The following is a 13,655-nucleotide window of genomic DNA, read 5'->3' on the forward strand; positions in this document are numbered from 1 at the left end:
AGGAGCCGGATGCGGGAAATCCGCACGTCCGGATCTGTGGGGGGCCGGTCCCGGGAGTCATCCCGGGACCGGTCTACCCGACCACGTCTGCGCTCGAGCCCATCGGCGGCAACCTCGTGCGTACGATCCTGCTCCAGAACGGCCCGATCGCAGGATTCGGCGATACGCAGCTACTCTTGGTGCTTCGACACGAGCTCGGGCACATGATGGGCTTCGTCCACGAGGAGGTCAATCACCCGGGGTCGATGGGGAACGGCTGTAGCGATTCCGACCCTCGCCACCTGACGCCGATCGACCCTACCTCGGTGATGAGCACGCCCGGGTGCACGGGCTTCTCCGATGATGCCGAGCACCTCACACACTACGATCGCCTCTCGGCGTTCTTTCTTCAGCACACCCCTCGGGCTCGCTTCGAGACCAGAGCGCCCGCGCTCGGCTATCGATATGCTGGCGTCCTCGGCCAAGGCTCCGAGATACTCTGGCACGTCGAAGGCGCGACCGAAGGGATCCTGTGGCGACCGCAACTGGGACCCGACGGGATCACGTTCACGGCCGCGTCGTTCCCCTATTCCTCGCCGCAGCCGCCGCCAGCGGGAGGATGGTTCCCGAACGCGAGCGAGGTCGTGATTCCGCTGCAACTGTCCGATGACGCGACGACCTTCGACCTGCTTTTCTTCGGGCCTGGTCCCGACGTCACCGACCTCGCGGTCTTCAACTCCGGCCTCACCACCACCGCCTTCGAGTGGCCGCACGACTCGTTCGCGGTGCCCGTCATCGGGCGCTTCGACGGTCTGCACCTCGACCGCGATGTCGTCTATCTCTACCGGCCCGGCAACGAAGCCGATACCGCGGTCGCGGCCGCGAGCAATGCCATCAAGGAGTGGGCCGACGTGCCGCAGCAGTCCGACTTCGCGTATCCGCTCGCGGCTCCCTACCGTGGAGCCGGACGCCCCGACGACATCGTGTGGTTCGAGCCCCAGGCGGGCCGCGTGACCACGTGGCGGCTCGACGATGAGACGTTCGAGGTGGTCGAGACGTCCAGGAAGCCACAAGGCGAGCTCGGGCTGGTACCCGGCGAGAACATCCCCGCGATCGGAGACTTCAATGGCGATGGCCGAGCCGATATCATGTGGCAAGGAGTCTCCAACCTTCCGGCCGGCTTCCTCGACATCGAGGACGTACTGTGGCTCTCGACGAGCACCGCGACCCGGCTCGGCTTCGCCACGATCCCCAAGCGGGTGGGTCACAGCTTCAGACCGTTCGTGGGTGACTTCGACGGCGACGGCATCGACGACATCTTTTGGCACCGCAGCTGGGGTCTGACCTCAGAAGGCGCGTCGGCATGGGCAACGGGCCCGAGCTACGTGTGGTACCATGATCAAGCGGGCGGGCACGAGGCCAAGCCGTTCTCGCTCGAGGGAGACTACAGCCCCTATGTGGGCGACTTCGACGCCGATGGCTGCCACGACGTGGCATGGTTCGATGCCGTCGGCGACATGCTGCACGTGTGGCGCTGCATGCCCGGAGAGAGGGACTTCGATTGCGGGGTCACCATGCCAACGCCGCCCGACCACGCGCCCGTGGGGATGCACTGGGGGTTCTGAGATGCTACGGTGGCTCTACGACGCCAACCAACGGGAGGGAACGGGGTGGGGTTCATGTCCAAGACCATCACGATCGTGGCCCTTGTAATCACCTTCGCGGGCTGCGGTCCCGAGATCGACGACGACCCACCGGGGACACTCGAATACGAAGACCCTTTCGCACGATACTATAGGCTCGAACGGCGTGTCGACATCGTGGCGAAGGATCCCATGCTTGCCCGTTCAGGATGTGGATTCCTAACCGACCGAGCCTACGACGATCTCATGAACACGATCGATGCGCTCGATCCCAGCGTAGACTACGGCGTGCACCCAGAGTGCTCACAAACTGCTCCTCCGGCGGACGACTGGTTCTACATCGAGGGTTTCACGCACAGCCCCTTCCTCTGCGCGTGGTACTGCTGTCATCCCGATCTCATCCGGGCTGCAACGGTCTACTTCGTCGTAGGAAGCAACCTCTTCGATCAAAGGCCCAACATCGACGGCGAGCCCTACGTCGCCCTCGAGCCGGATATGCCGTGCCCGGAGTGACACTTGCGGTCGTGGGACGGGATCGTGCGCGGCGACATGTTGCACTTGTGGAGTTGCATGTCCGGCGCGAGGGGGTGGGGCTCATGTACAAGACCATCACGATCTTGGCCCTTGCGATCATCTTCGCCGGCTGCGGCCCCGAGACGCCCGACGAGGACGATGAGCCGCCGGGCACGCTCGAGTACGAGATCCCCGAAGCTCGGTTCTACCGGCTCGATCGCCGCCTCGACATCGTTGGCGTGGACCCCTCGGTCGACCGCTCGGGCTGCGGGTTCTTGACCGATCGTGCCTACGAAGACCTCACCGGCACGCTCGAAGGACTCGATCCGAATGCGGAGTACAGGCGATCCGACTGTGAGTACAGTCCCAACGGGTTGCTGTACATCGAGGGCTTCGCGAATAGCCCCTTCGATTGCAATTGGTACTGCTGCCATAGCGAGATCCTTCCCATGGTAGTCGTGTACTGGTCCGCATTGAACAACATCTACGGTCAAAGGCCCAGCATCAACGGCGAGCCCTACGTCGCCCTCGAGCCGGACATGCCGTGCCCGGAGTGACACTTGCGGTCGTGGGACGGGATCGTGCGCGACGATACGCTTCACGTGTGGCGCTACACGCCCGGCGCGAGGGGGTGGGGCTCAAATACGAGACCATCACGATCTTGGCCCTTGCGATCATCTTCGCCGGCTGCGGCCCCGAGACGCCCGAGGATGAGCCGCCGGGCACGCTCGAGTACGAGATCCCCGAAGCTCGGTTCTACCGGCTCGATCGCCGCCTCGACATCGTTGGCGTGGACCCCTCGGTCGACCGCTCGGGCTGCGGGTTCTTGACCGATCGTGCCTACGAAGACCTCACCGGCACGCTCGAAGGACTCGATCCGAATGCGGAGTACAGGCGATCCGACTGTGAGTACAGTCCCAACGGGTTGCTGTACATCGAGGGCTTCGCGAATGGCCCCTTTGCCTGCAGTTGGTACTGCTGCCATAGCGAGCTACTTCCCATGGTAATCGTGTACTGGGCCGCGGGAAGCAGCCTCTATGGCCCAGATCCGAACATCGACGGCGAGCCCTACGTCGCCCTTGAGCCGGACATGCCGTGCCCGGAGTGACACTTGCGGTCGTGGGACGGGATCGTGCGCGGAAGCCCTTGATCATGAACTCGCGCAGGGTCTTGGTCGCCCAGATGCGGAATTGGGTGGCCTGATGGCTGTTGACGCGGTAACCGACGGCGATGATGGCGTCGAGGTTGTAGAAGGTCGTATCGAGCTCGCCAGACTCGAAGACTCTCTCGAAGTGCTTGCTCATCGGGGCGTGCACCGATGCAAGCGCACGCGAATCAGCCCTCAGTACACCACCACCCCGTCATCCACCACCCCCACCCCGTGCTCATCGACGCACCGCCTCCGACCAACCCCCCCGGTCCAGCGCAGCTCCGCCACCCGAAAGCAGTCCTCCCGCTCGTGCCGGATCACCACCAGCGGATTGCCATCCGGCGGCCCGCAGCGCCGGCCGGGGCACCGAGCACGCGGGCGCTCGGTCCACATCGCCACGCCCGGCTCGCCGCCCAGCCGCTCGGCTGCCGCCGCACAGGCGGCATCGGTCCCTTGCACGTGCACGAGCGACACGGGCTGCTCGCGGTCGTCTCGCGCCTCCTCGACCGCACGCCGCAGGACCACCTCGCAGGCCCCCACGATCTCCTTCGCGGGCGGCTCGACATCCCGCGCGGCCCGGCACCCCGCGCTCGCCCACGTCGCCAGCGCCACCACCATCCCGGCCCCGACCCCGGCCCCGCCCCATCGCACCGCGAGCGTCATCCGGCTCAATCCCCGAGCCGATACGCACGGTGCTTGCCCGCCGCGAACGTGCGCGGGTACACGAATCGATAGTGCGACGGACTGTCGAGCCCCCGGTTCTCGAGGTAGTCGAGCGCCCACAGGGCATGCTCGCGAGCCGCCCGGGGCAGCCGCGCCAAGATCGCAGCAAAGGCCTCGTCGCCGTAGCCGCGCATGATCGAGTCCACGGTGGATGCGTGGATGTCGAGCACGGGACCCTCGATCCGAAGCCCCACGAGCTTGCCCGCCGCCTTCTCGCTGCTGACCGCCTTGGCCACGAGCGCTCGGTAGTCCTGGCCGAACCACGTGCGTACCTGCGTGGGCAAGGGGTCCTCGTCGGTGCCCGCTGCGTGGAGCCGAGCGAGCGCCTCGAGCAGCTCGGGCTGCGGCTCGCTCGATCCGAGCGCTTCCGGCCGCTGCGTCCCGCCCCGGAGACGACATGCGCCCGCACTGTCCCAGCCGCGCTTCGACGAGCCCTGCCACACCTCGCGCCCGTCGAGCTCGTCACCGGGGTGCGCAGCAACGACCATGCGGCAGGCCTTCTCGATGCCCTCGAGCCCGCCCACGATCGCCTGTTGCTCGAGCTCCACGCAGGCCTCGGCCCGCGCACGGCAGGACGTGCCCGAGGTGCCGTCGCGCTCGGTGCAGGCGCACCACCACGCGCGCACGACATCCACTGGGGGCTTGCCGGGCGGCGACGGATCGAGCGCAAACGTCTTCGGATGGGTCTGCCGGTAGTGCCGGGGGTCGTCGATCTCGGTCAGCTGGATCGACCAGTCGATGTGTTCGAGCACCAGTGAGATCGTCGACCGGGACTGCGCGGCGAGCACCCGCGCGAAGGCCTCGTCGCCGAAGCCGAGCAGCAGGCTCTCGAGGTTGGGTCCGTGGACCTCGGCGCCGGCACCATCGAGCCGTAGCCCCATCAACACCGCGAGCGCAGCCTCGTCGCCCTTGGTGGCCGCGAGCATCTGCTCGACGTAGTCCACCTTGTGCCAGCGCCGGGCCTGCGAGACCTCGTCGCTCCGCCTGATGCGAGACGTGCCTTCGCCGTACTCCCTGGCGAGGGACTCGAGCTGCTCGGGATGCGGCTCGGGAGTCGGCGGTGGTGGCGGCTCCTCGGGCGGAGGCAAGGGCATGAGCGAGCCGTAGTCCTCCGGTAGCAGACACCCGTGGCGATGCGTCCGCACGAGCGGATCGCCGTCCGCATCCCAGCGCTCGGGCCACCCCGCGGCCCGGCGGGGTTCACCATGGATTCGCTTGCATCGCATGGTGAGGCTGTTGGCCACGATGGTCTCGGTGCCGGTCCTCGCCTCGCGCTCGCGCTCGAGGCACGCCGCCTTGCGGGCCCAGCAGGTCATGAGCTCGCTCGACCCCTCCTCGCCGCCGTGCTCCGAGTCGCACGCACACCACCAGGTGAGCTCGGGCGCGGGCGCCAGCTCGACCGGTGCCTCGGGGGCGACCGCGGCCTCGACCTCGGGAGCGGCCTCGGGCTCCTGCTGCGCCGGCTCGGGCGGATCCGCCTCGATCTCGGGCGAAGCCTCGACCCCCACGGACGGCGCTGCCGGCTGTGCCTCGGCCTCCGACCCCGAGCCCTTGCACGCGGCGAGCATGCATCCCACCAACAGCAATCGTGATCGCATGTTCGACCCCTGCGGCCGAGCATACACCCACCGCGCGCTCAGCCGGCGTCGGCACGCGCGTCGGCACGCGTCTGGGCGGTGCGCTGGAGGTCGGCCGCGAAGGCATCGAACGCGGGGCGAAAGTCGGGGAGCTTGCCCTCGATCATGCCCATCATCGAACCGGTGAAGACCTCGGCCATGCGAAACTCGGTGGCGCCGTCGCCGCGAGGCGTGAGGGTGAACGTTCGAACGCCCTTGAACGCCTTCCCGCCGTCCTCCCACACGAGCGTGCGGTTCTCGTCGAACGTGCTGACGGTGAGCTCGAACGTGCGCTCGGGATCGATCGTCGCACGCAGCTCGATCTCCTCTCCGGCTGCGATCGTCCCGTCGATCGAGATCACCGTGGAATTCCACTGCGGGTAGCCACCAGCGTCGGTCAGCAGCGCCCACAGCACCTCGGGCTCCGCTGCGATCGTGGCTCCCACGCGATACTCGAGGTAGCGCTGGCCATCGAGCACGACGGCCGGCTCGTCGAGCGCGATGGGTTCTTGGGCCTCGGGCGGAGGGGCCGATGCACAGGCCCCGGTCAGAGCAGTGAGGGCGAAGGCGACGATTCCCTGGATTGCAGTGGCTGCGTTCACGCAATGGGTCTACGATTGTTATCGAAGATGGGGTAGTGCTCATCTCGAAAAGACATCGTTGCCAGGATGATAACAGTGAGCCTCTCCACGCTGAGCATCGACCTCAACGACGTGGTGGTCTTCACCGAGGTGGTGACCCAGGGCAGCTTCACGGCGGCGGGCAGGAAGCTCGGGTTGCCCACGTCGGCGATCAGTCGGCGGATCGGCCGGCTCGAGGAGCAGCTCGGGTTTCGTCTGCTCCACCGCACCACGCGGAGCGTGGGGCTCACCGATGCGGGGCGCGTCTATTACGAGCGAACCGCTCGCATCACGCACGACGTGGAGGAAGCGGCGCGGGCCGTGAGCGAGTTCCGAGCGACGCCCTCGGGTCTGGTGCGCGTGACGGCGCCGCCGGACGACGGCGGCGTGATCTGGGCGATGCTCTCGGGCTTCGTGCGTGATCACCCAGAGGTGGAGCTCGAGCTCCTGCACACGCTCGAGAAGGTGGACATCATCGAGCGGGGCATCGACGTGGCGCTGCGCGGCGGAGCGCCGCCCGACTCGACCCAGCTGCGCGCGTACAAGCTCGTGGACTCCCATGTCGTGCTGGTGGCGAGCCCCGACTACCTCTCGCGCCGCGGTACCCCACAGCGGCCCGAGCAGCTCGCCGGGCACGACTGCATCGCCATGGACAATTGGGTGCCCAATGCGATCCGCACGCTGCTGGGGCCCGATGGCCCGGTCAAGGTGGACTTTCGCAACCGTGTGCGCAGCAACAGCCAAGAGACCGCCCGCAAGGCGGCGCTCGACGGGTTCGGCATTGCGCCCCTCGTGGCGTTCACCTGCTGGAAGGAGCTCAAGTCGGGGGCGCTGGTGGAGGTGCTGCCCGGGGCGCTGCCCATGCCCGCGCCGATGTGGGCGGTGTATCCGGCCTCGCGCAGTCGCAGCGCGGCCACGCGAGCGCTGGTGGATCACCTGGCGCGCACCGTGCCGGCTCTGGCTCGAGACGTGTGAGCGGGAGCCGGCTCACCCTTGGTCCACGGCGCGCTCCGCATGCCGCCGGCACCACTCGTACATCGCCACCGCCGCGGCCGCGCTCGCGTTGATCGATCGCGTCGACCCGAACTGCGGAATCGAGAGCACGGCAGCCACCGCTCGCCGTGCCTCTTCGCTGAGCCCGGGCCCCTCCTGCCCCAGCAGCAGCACGCATGCGCGCGGCAGCACGGCGCGATCGATCGGCCGCGCCCCGGGCAGGTTGTCGACCCCCAGCACCGGCAGCCCGGCCGCCTCGGCCCACGCCGCCAGCTCGGCCACCGACTCGTGGTGATGCACGTGCTGGTACCGCTCGGTCATCATCGCGCCTCGTCGATTCCAGCGTCGGCGTCCCACGATGTGCACCGCCGCGGCCATGAACGCGTTCGCGCTGCGGACCACCGCGCCGATGTTCGGGTCGCGGGTCCAGTTCTCCACCGCAACGTGGAAGGGATGACGCCGGCGGTCGAGATCGGCCACGATCGCCTCGACCCGCCAGTAGCGATAGCGGTCGAGCACGTTGCGCCGGTCGCCGTGGGCGAGCAGCTCGGGATCGAGGCGAGGATCGTCGGGCCACGGCCGTGGATGCGGGCCCACCCCGGGCACGCGCTCGTCCGGCTCGCCCGGCCCGTCGGGCTCGCTCGCCCCGGCGATGGGCTCGCGCTCGCTCACCGGCCGCGCCGTAGCTCCTCCTGGATCACCTGCTCGAAGTCCGCCAGCGGCCGGGCGCCGCTGAGCAGCCGGCCATTGACGAGGAAGCCGGGGGTGCCGCGTACGTCGTTGGCCGAGCACGCGGCGCTCTGCGCCGCCACCTCGGCCGCGACCGCCTCGCTCTGGAACGCCTTGCGCCACTTCTTGACGTCGACGCCCGCCTTGCGCGCGAGCTTCTCGAGATCCGCATCGGTGCGCTTCTTCTGGTTGTCGAACAACAGGTCGTGCATCTTCCAGAACTTGCCCTGTGCGTGGGCAGCCGTGGCCGCCCGCGCGGCCGGCTCGGCCCCCTTGTGGAACGGGAGCGGAAGGTGGCGGTAGAACAGCGCCACGTCGTCGGGGTGGTCGGCCAGCAGCTCGTCGAGGGTGGATCGCACCCGACTGCAGAACGGGCAGTCGAAGTCGGAGCACACGACGATCGTCACCCTGGGATCGGCGGCTCCGCGGCGAGGCAGCCCGGCGGTGCTCACCTCGCGGCGCACGTCGTCGGCGATCTGGTCCGGTCGTGCCGATGGCTTGGCGCCGGCGGCCTCCATGAGCGCCGCATGCATGAAGTGCGCGTAGAGATGGGCCCGCTGCGCACCGGCATCCATCATGCGCCCCGCGAGCTCGAGCTCGGACTGGATCTCCTGTCGCAGCTCGGGCAGCGGGCGGGCGCCGGAGAGCATGCGACCGTTGATGAACATGGCCGGGGTCCCGCGCATGCCCAGGCGCGTGGACTGGCCCACGTCGGCGTCGACTGCAGCGGCGATCGAGGAATCCTCGAGGTCGGCCTCGAAGCGGCGCAGGTCGAAGCCGAGTCGGCCGGCGGTGTCGAGTACGGACGCGCGATCGAGTCGATGCTGGTCCTCGAACAGCGCGTCGTGCATGGCCCAGAACCGACCCTGCCGTCCCGCGGCGATGGCCGCGGTGGCGGCGAAGCGAGCGTCCTTGTGCATGGCCAGCGGGTGGTGCTTGAACACCACGCGCAAGTCCTCGGGGTAGAGCTCGACCAGCTCGTAGAGCGAGGGCAGGAGCCGCTTGCTGTAGGGACACTGGTAGTCGAGGAACGCCACGATGGTCACGGTGGGCCGCTCGGCGCCGAGCCATGGATCGCCTGCGCCATACTCGGCTCGCATGCGCTCGCCCGTGACCAGCTCGTCGTAGGCTCCGTCGACCTCCTGGGCGAACATCCGCGGCGAGGCCTCGGCTTGCGGCGCCGCTGCGGTCGCGACCGCCGGCTCCGGCGAGGGCTCGTTGGTCGCTTCCACGTAGTCCGAGCCGCGGGCGGGATCGGCCGAGGTCACGGCGACCGGCGCGGGTCGGCAGGCCAGCACGGACCCGAGGCTCCATGCGAGCAGGATGGACGGCAGACCCCACGGGGAACGGCGAGACGAGGGCATCGCGCCTACGCTAGCGAGCAGCGCTCCCGGGCTCAACCGCGGTCATGGGCGCGAATCCGGGCCCGCGGTGGCGGAATGGGCCAGGGCCGGCGATCGTAGGGCTCGAGGTCACCATGAAGCACGACGTCCTCCCCCCGTGGATCGCTCTTCTCGGGTCGCTGCTCGCGGTGGCCTGCACCGACGGCGGGGCGCCGGTCGAGGCCGCGCGAAGGTCGGAGGCAGAGGCCGAGGCCAAGGCGGAAGCCGAGGCGGAGGCCAGGGCCAAGGCGGAAGCCGAGGCGGAGGCAGAGGCCGCGCGAAGGGCCGAGGCGGAGGCAGATGCGAGGGCCAAGGCCGAAGAAGCCGCGAAGGCCGAGGCCAACGTGGAGCCCGAGATCGGGCCCGCGCGCACGAAGGTCGAGCTCTCGAAGGTCTACTGGGCCGAGCTGTCGTACGGCCATCGCACCGTGGTCGACGTGATCGATGCCACCGGCCCGACCGGGAGCGACGACCTCGCCATCCTCGCGTTCGCCGAGCAGGAATTCGACGGCATCGAGAGCACGCTGCCTTCGGAGGTCGAGCTGCCGGTGGGCTTTGCTCGTGAGGACGAGTGGCTCGTGGCCACCCCGGCCGGCCAGCGGCGCGGCAAGGTCACGGGGTTCGGCGTGGGGACGGGAGCCAGCGAGCTGCACTTCGTGGTGGCCCTCGACCTCGAGGACGTGCAGGGCCTGGCCATGCGAGCCCGCGACTACGAAGGCATGCTCCCGCCCCTGCGCAAGGCCGAGAAGGTCGAGCTCGGCACGCCGGAGGGCAAGGCGCTGCTGGAGGCGATCCGCCCCGCGGTGGCGGGGCTGGCCACCGACGAGGACTGTCGACGCGCGCTCGAGCGGAAGGCATTCGGCAAGCGCAACGCTCGGGCCGTGCAGGGGCGGTTCCCTCGGGGGTTCACCCATGTGGTGGCCATCGAGGTGCCGCTGCGCCCGTCTCCCGACGGTGCCCCGGTCGAGCACGTGGCCGCGTTGGTGCTGGCCGATGCCACCGGTCGGGTCGAGGCCGTGCATGGTCCTGGCCCGACCCTGGATTCCTACGCGATACGCTACCTGGTCGATCTCGAGGGGGACGGCCATGAAGAGGTCGTCTACGACAGCTCGTACTACGAGGGCGACTATCGCCTGCTGTTGGGCTGGGACGCGGATGGCAAGCCGGTGCACCGTACCCTCACGGGTGACGGGGCCTGACCAGGGGAGGGTCCCGGCGCGCGCCGAAGGCAGAGCGCCGGCCCGTCGCGTCGTCCTGGTGGTTCGGGCTATGCTCCCCGCCCCATGGAGCGCCAGGAGATCCTCGACAAGCACCAAGAGTTCCTGTTCCCTTGCGTGGCGAACTACTACGAGGAGCCGGTGGTCCTGACCGAGGGCCGGGGCTGCCAGGTTCGCGACGTCGACGGGCACGAGTACCTCGACTTCTTCGGCGGCATCCTCACCGTCTCGCTCGGGCACTGCCAGCCCGAGGTGGTGGAGGCGATTGCCGAGCAGTCGCGCCGGCTGGGCCATACCTCCACGCTCTATCCCACCGAGGGCCTGGTGCGCGCGGCCGAGCGCCTGGCGAAGATGACCCCGGGCCAGCTCAAGCAGAGCTTCTTCTCCAACTCCGGCACCGAGGCCGACGAGACCGCAATCCAGCTCGCCAAGGTCCATACCGGTCGCCACGAGATCATCGCCCTGCGCCACGCGTACTCGGGACGCTCGGCGCTGGCGCTCAGCGTCACCGCGCACAGCAACTGGCGCCCGCTTCCGGCCGCGATCGCGGGGGTGGTGCACGGCCACCCCGCCTACTGCTACCGCTGCCCGTTTGGTCTGTCCTACCCCAGCTGCGAGGTGCGGTGCGCCCACGACCTCGAGGAGCTGATCCAGACCTGCACCACCGGCGCCCCCGCGGCGTTCATGGCCGAGCCGATCCAGGGCGTGGGTGGGTTCATCGTGCCGCCGCCCGAGTACTTCCAGATCGCGGTGGGCATCGTTCGCAAGTACGGCGGTGTGTTCATCTGCGACGAGGTGCAGACCGGCTTCGGCCGCACCGGTGGCAAGTGGTTCGGCATCGAGCACTGGGGCGTGGAGCCCGAGATCATGACCTTCGCCAAGGGCATCGCCAACGGCATGCCCGTGGGGGCGACCATCGCCAGGCCGGAGATCGCCGCGTCGCTTCGGGGCCTGTCGCTCTCGACCTATGGCGGCAACCCGGTGTCGATGGCCGCCACCAACGCCACGTTCGACGTGATGGAGCAGCACGACATCCCCCGCCGCGCCGAGCGCCTCGGTGCCGTGCTGCGCGAGCGGCTCGAGGCGGCGCGTGAGCGCCACGCCTTCATCGGCGACGTGCGCGGCATGGGACTGATGCAGGCGCTCGAGCTGGTGGAGGACCGGGGCACCAAGGAGCCATCGCCGGGCAAGGCGGCGCAGCTGATGGAGGCGGCCAAGCGCGAGGGCTTGTTGCTCGGCAAGGGCGGACGCTGGGGCAACGTGCTGCGGATCGCCCCGCCCATGCTCATCGACGACGATGCACTTCGAGAGGGCTGCGATCGCCTCGACCGCGCGCTGGCGGCGGTGAAGTAGGCCGGCTCAATCCTTGGCGCGGGCCACCCACGCTCGCTTGCCATCGAACACCGCGGCCAGCTCGATGATCGGGCTGGCTCCGCGCTCGCGCAGCTCGGTGGAGTAGTCGCGCTCGCGGATCTGGTGCAGCGCGTCATCGAGAGCCGCGCTCGGGGTCTCGCCGTGCTCGACGTCGATCGTCTTCAGCTCGAGCACCACCCCCGGCCGGCCCGGGCTGCGCGGCAGCACCATCACGTCGTAGCGCCCATACCCCGACTCGCGGTTGCTCCGGACCTCGTGGTCGGGCTGCAGGCCCACCAAGAGCCCCACGATGAAGCCATGGATCACGCGCTCGGGCTCGCGGCCCCCGGTGTCGTGATACGAGAGGCTCACCTTCATCATGTGGGAGAGGTAGCGCTCGAGCGTGCGCGTGTCGCCGCGGAGGAGCGCCTGTAGGAGTGCCTGGAGCTCGGAGGAGCCGCCCACCTGCTCGCTCATCCAGCTCTGCACCATGGCGTTGAGGGCCGCACGAACCTCCCGGTTGGGGAGGTCCAGCCGCGCCCATTGCAGATCGAGCGCATCGGTATAGAGCTCGCGCGCCCGGAGGTACCCCGTGAACAACAAGAAGCTCCACACCGCGTCCGGCTTGGTCTCGATCTCGCGCAGTACGATGTGTTCGTCGATCGGCTTGTCGACGGTGCCCCCCGCCAGCAGCATCTCGAGCTCGGTGCGCAGGCCCCGGGGTCCCGTGGCGAGCAGATCGTAGACGAGCTCGTTGGAGCTGGTCGTGATCCAGTAGGGCCGGAACTTGCGATCCGCGCTGTCGAGGAAGGAGAGCACCGACCACGGGTTGTAGAGCTTCTGCTCCCCGAAGCGGTAGCCATCGTACCACTCGCGGATCCCCCCGAGCGCCTCGGGGGAGCCGGCGAGCGCGGCGAGCTCGGCCACTTCGGGCTCGGTGAAGCCGAACGCAGTGGCGAATTCGGGCCGAAGGATCGAGTAGACCGCAAGGTTGTTGAGCCCCGAGAAGATGCTCTCCTTGGCGACGCGCAAGATTCCGGTGAGCACGCCCTTGAAGAGGTACGGGTTGTCCTTGAGACCGCCCGACAAGAGACTGCGCAGGTGGCCCACGGCCTGCTCGTAGTAGCGGCCGTAGTAGGCCGCGTGCAGCGGGGTGTCGTACTCGTCGATCAGGATCACGACGCGTTCGCCGTGATGGAGCGCAAGCCAGCGAGACAGGTCGCGAAGCGCGGTCGCGCCCTGGGCCACGGTTGCCTTCTCGCGGAGGATCGCGGTGAACGTCTCGCGTTCGTGGGGCTGCAGGACGTCGCTGTCGAGCAAGTAGACGTGCTCGCGGTAGACCCCTGCGAGCACGTTGGACATGCGCTCGACGCACGACTCCCAGGACAGCTCCTTGACGTCCTTGAAGGTCAGGAACATGACCGGGTAGCGCTGTGCGTGGAGCCGTGCGATCTCCGAGCCTTCGACCGCGAGGCCCGCGAACGACCCGCTGCGATCCTCCCCCCTGCTGCCCGGGGGAGTTCGATCGAGGTAGTAGCGCAGCATCGAGAGGTTGAGCGTCTTGCCGAAGCGTCGCGGTCGCGGCAGCAGGAGTACCTGTGCGCTGGCCTCGAGCACGTCGACGATGAACGCGGACTTGTCGACATAGGCGCAGCCCTGCTCTCGCAGCACGCGAAAGTCCGATTGGCCGATCGGAAGGCGGAGCGCCGGTCGATCCACGCCCGAACTCTACCCCAA

Annotated in this window: 12 protein-coding genes and 2 pseudogenes; 7 read left to right on the forward strand and 7 right to left on the reverse strand. The window is 68.7% G+C overall.

What is annotated here, in order from left to right:
• The 4 genes and pseudogenes from OEB96_RS03435 to OEB96_RS03450 all read left to right on the forward strand — a co-directional run.
• Nucleotides 1-1,604 (forward strand): annotated as a pseudogene (locus OEB96_RS03435) (hypothetical protein); the annotation flags it as partial.
• A 54-nt stretch (nt 1,605-1,658) separates the two neighbouring features.
• Nucleotides 1,659-2,135, forward strand: coding sequence for a hypothetical protein (locus OEB96_RS03440; RefSeq protein WP_266213980.1), 477 nt, complete (start codon nt 1,659-1,661; stop codon nt 2,133-2,135).
• A gap of 83 nt (nt 2,136-2,218) precedes the next feature.
• Nucleotides 2,219-2,692, forward strand: a complete 474-nt coding sequence (locus OEB96_RS03445; RefSeq protein ID WP_266213981.1) for a hypothetical protein — start codon at nt 2,219-2,221, stop codon at nt 2,690-2,692.
• A gap of 47 nt (nt 2,693-2,739) precedes the next feature.
• Entirely contained in the window at nt 2,740-3,243 is a 504-nt protein-coding gene (locus tag OEB96_RS03450) for a hypothetical protein (RefSeq protein ID WP_266214036.1), read from the forward strand.
• Between the two features lie 40 nt (nt 3,244-3,283).
• Here OEB96_RS03450 and rhuM read toward each other — a convergent pair.
• The 4 genes and pseudogenes from rhuM to OEB96_RS03470 all read right to left on the reverse strand — a co-directional run.
• Nucleotides 3,284-3,439 (reverse strand): annotated as a pseudogene (rhuM, locus tag OEB96_RS46595) (RhuM family protein); the annotation flags it as partial.
• A gap of 38 nt (nt 3,440-3,477) precedes the next feature.
• A complete protein-coding gene (locus OEB96_RS03460; RefSeq protein WP_266213982.1) occupies nt 3,478-3,948 on the reverse strand; it encodes a hypothetical protein in 471 nt (156 codons plus the stop codon).
• A gap of 5 nt (nt 3,949-3,953) precedes the next feature.
• A complete protein-coding gene (locus OEB96_RS03465) occupies nt 3,954-5,576 on the reverse strand; it encodes a hypothetical protein (RefSeq protein WP_266213983.1) in 1,623 nt (540 codons plus the stop codon).
• A gap of 68 nt (nt 5,577-5,644) precedes the next feature.
• Nucleotides 5,645-6,226, reverse strand: coding sequence for an SRPBCC family protein (locus OEB96_RS03470; RefSeq protein ID WP_266213984.1), 582 nt, complete (start codon nt 6,224-6,226; stop codon nt 5,645-5,647).
• 75 nt (nt 6,227-6,301) lie between these two features.
• On the opposite strand from OEB96_RS03470, the gene OEB96_RS03475 reads away from it, so the two are divergent.
• Nucleotides 6,302-7,219, forward strand: a complete 918-nt coding sequence (locus OEB96_RS03475; RefSeq protein WP_266213985.1) for a LysR family transcriptional regulator — start codon at nt 6,302-6,304, stop codon at nt 7,217-7,219.
• 12 nt (nt 7,220-7,231) lie between these two features.
• Here OEB96_RS03475 and OEB96_RS03480 read toward each other — a convergent pair whose 3' ends face one another.
• Nucleotides 7,232-7,909: a TrmH family RNA methyltransferase gene (locus tag OEB96_RS03480; RefSeq protein WP_266213986.1), complete on the reverse strand. Its 678-nt coding sequence runs from the start codon at nt 7,907-7,909 to the stop codon at nt 7,232-7,234.
• Nucleotides 7,906-9,330, reverse strand: a complete 1,425-nt coding sequence (locus OEB96_RS03485; protein ID WP_266213987.1) for a DsbA family protein — start codon at nt 9,328-9,330, stop codon at nt 7,906-7,908. The genes OEB96_RS03480 and OEB96_RS03485 overlap by 4 nt, the downstream gene beginning before the upstream one ends.
• Before the next feature lie 113 nt (nt 9,331-9,443).
• Between OEB96_RS03485 and OEB96_RS03490 the strand changes: the two genes are divergently transcribed.
• Together OEB96_RS03490 and OEB96_RS03495 are read left to right on the forward strand one after the other, a co-directional pair.
• Nucleotides 9,444-10,547 (forward strand): hypothetical protein, encoded by a 1,104-nt coding sequence (locus OEB96_RS03490; protein WP_266213988.1) that lies wholly within the window; start codon nt 9,444-9,446, stop codon nt 10,545-10,547.
• A gap of 84 nt (nt 10,548-10,631) precedes the next feature.
• Nucleotides 10,632-11,918 carry an aspartate aminotransferase family protein gene (locus OEB96_RS03495; protein ID WP_266213989.1) on the forward strand — a complete coding sequence of 429 codons (1,287 nt, stop codon included), beginning with the start codon at nt 10,632-10,634 and terminating at the stop codon, nt 11,916-11,918.
• Between the two features lie 6 nt (nt 11,919-11,924).
• On the opposite strand, the gene OEB96_RS03500 is transcribed toward OEB96_RS03495, so the two are convergent.
• On the reverse strand, nt 11,925-13,637 hold the full coding sequence (locus OEB96_RS03500) for an AAA family ATPase (protein ID WP_266213990.1): 1,713 nt from the start codon (nt 13,635-13,637) through the stop codon (nt 11,925-11,927).
• Between the last annotated feature and the right edge of the window lie 18 nt (nt 13,638-13,655).

The sequence above is a fragment of the Paraliomyxa miuraensis genome, assembly GCF_026337845.1.
Lineage (GTDB): Bacteria > Myxococcota_A > Polyangia > Nannocystales > Nannocystaceae > Paraliomyxa > Paraliomyxa miuraensis.

Excerpts from the sequence above, each read along its gene's own strand:
- OEB96_RS03485 (WP_266213987.1), bottom strand. The coding sequence starts at position 9,330 with ATGCCCTCGTCTCGCCGTTCCCCGTGGGGTCTGCCGTCCATCCTGCTC.
- OEB96_RS03495 (WP_266213989.1), top strand. The coding sequence starts at position 10,632 with ATGGAGCGCCAGGAGATCCTCGACAAGCACCAAGAGTTCCTGTTCCCT.
- OEB96_RS03460 (WP_266213982.1), bottom strand. The coding sequence starts at position 3,948 with ATGACGCTCGCGGTGCGATGGGGCGGGGCCGGGGTCGGGGCCGGGATG.
- OEB96_RS03445 (WP_266213981.1), top strand. The coding sequence starts at position 2,219 with ATGTACAAGACCATCACGATCTTGGCCCTTGCGATCATCTTCGCCGGC.
- OEB96_RS03440 (WP_266213980.1), top strand. The coding sequence starts at position 1,659 with ATGTCCAAGACCATCACGATCGTGGCCCTTGTAATCACCTTCGCGGGC.
- OEB96_RS03490 (WP_266213988.1), top strand. The coding sequence starts at position 9,444 with ATGAAGCACGACGTCCTCCCCCCGTGGATCGCTCTTCTCGGGTCGCTG.
- OEB96_RS03465 (WP_266213983.1), bottom strand. The coding sequence starts at position 5,576 with ATGCTCGCCGCGTGCAAGGGCTCGGGGTCGGAGGCCGAGGCACAGCCG.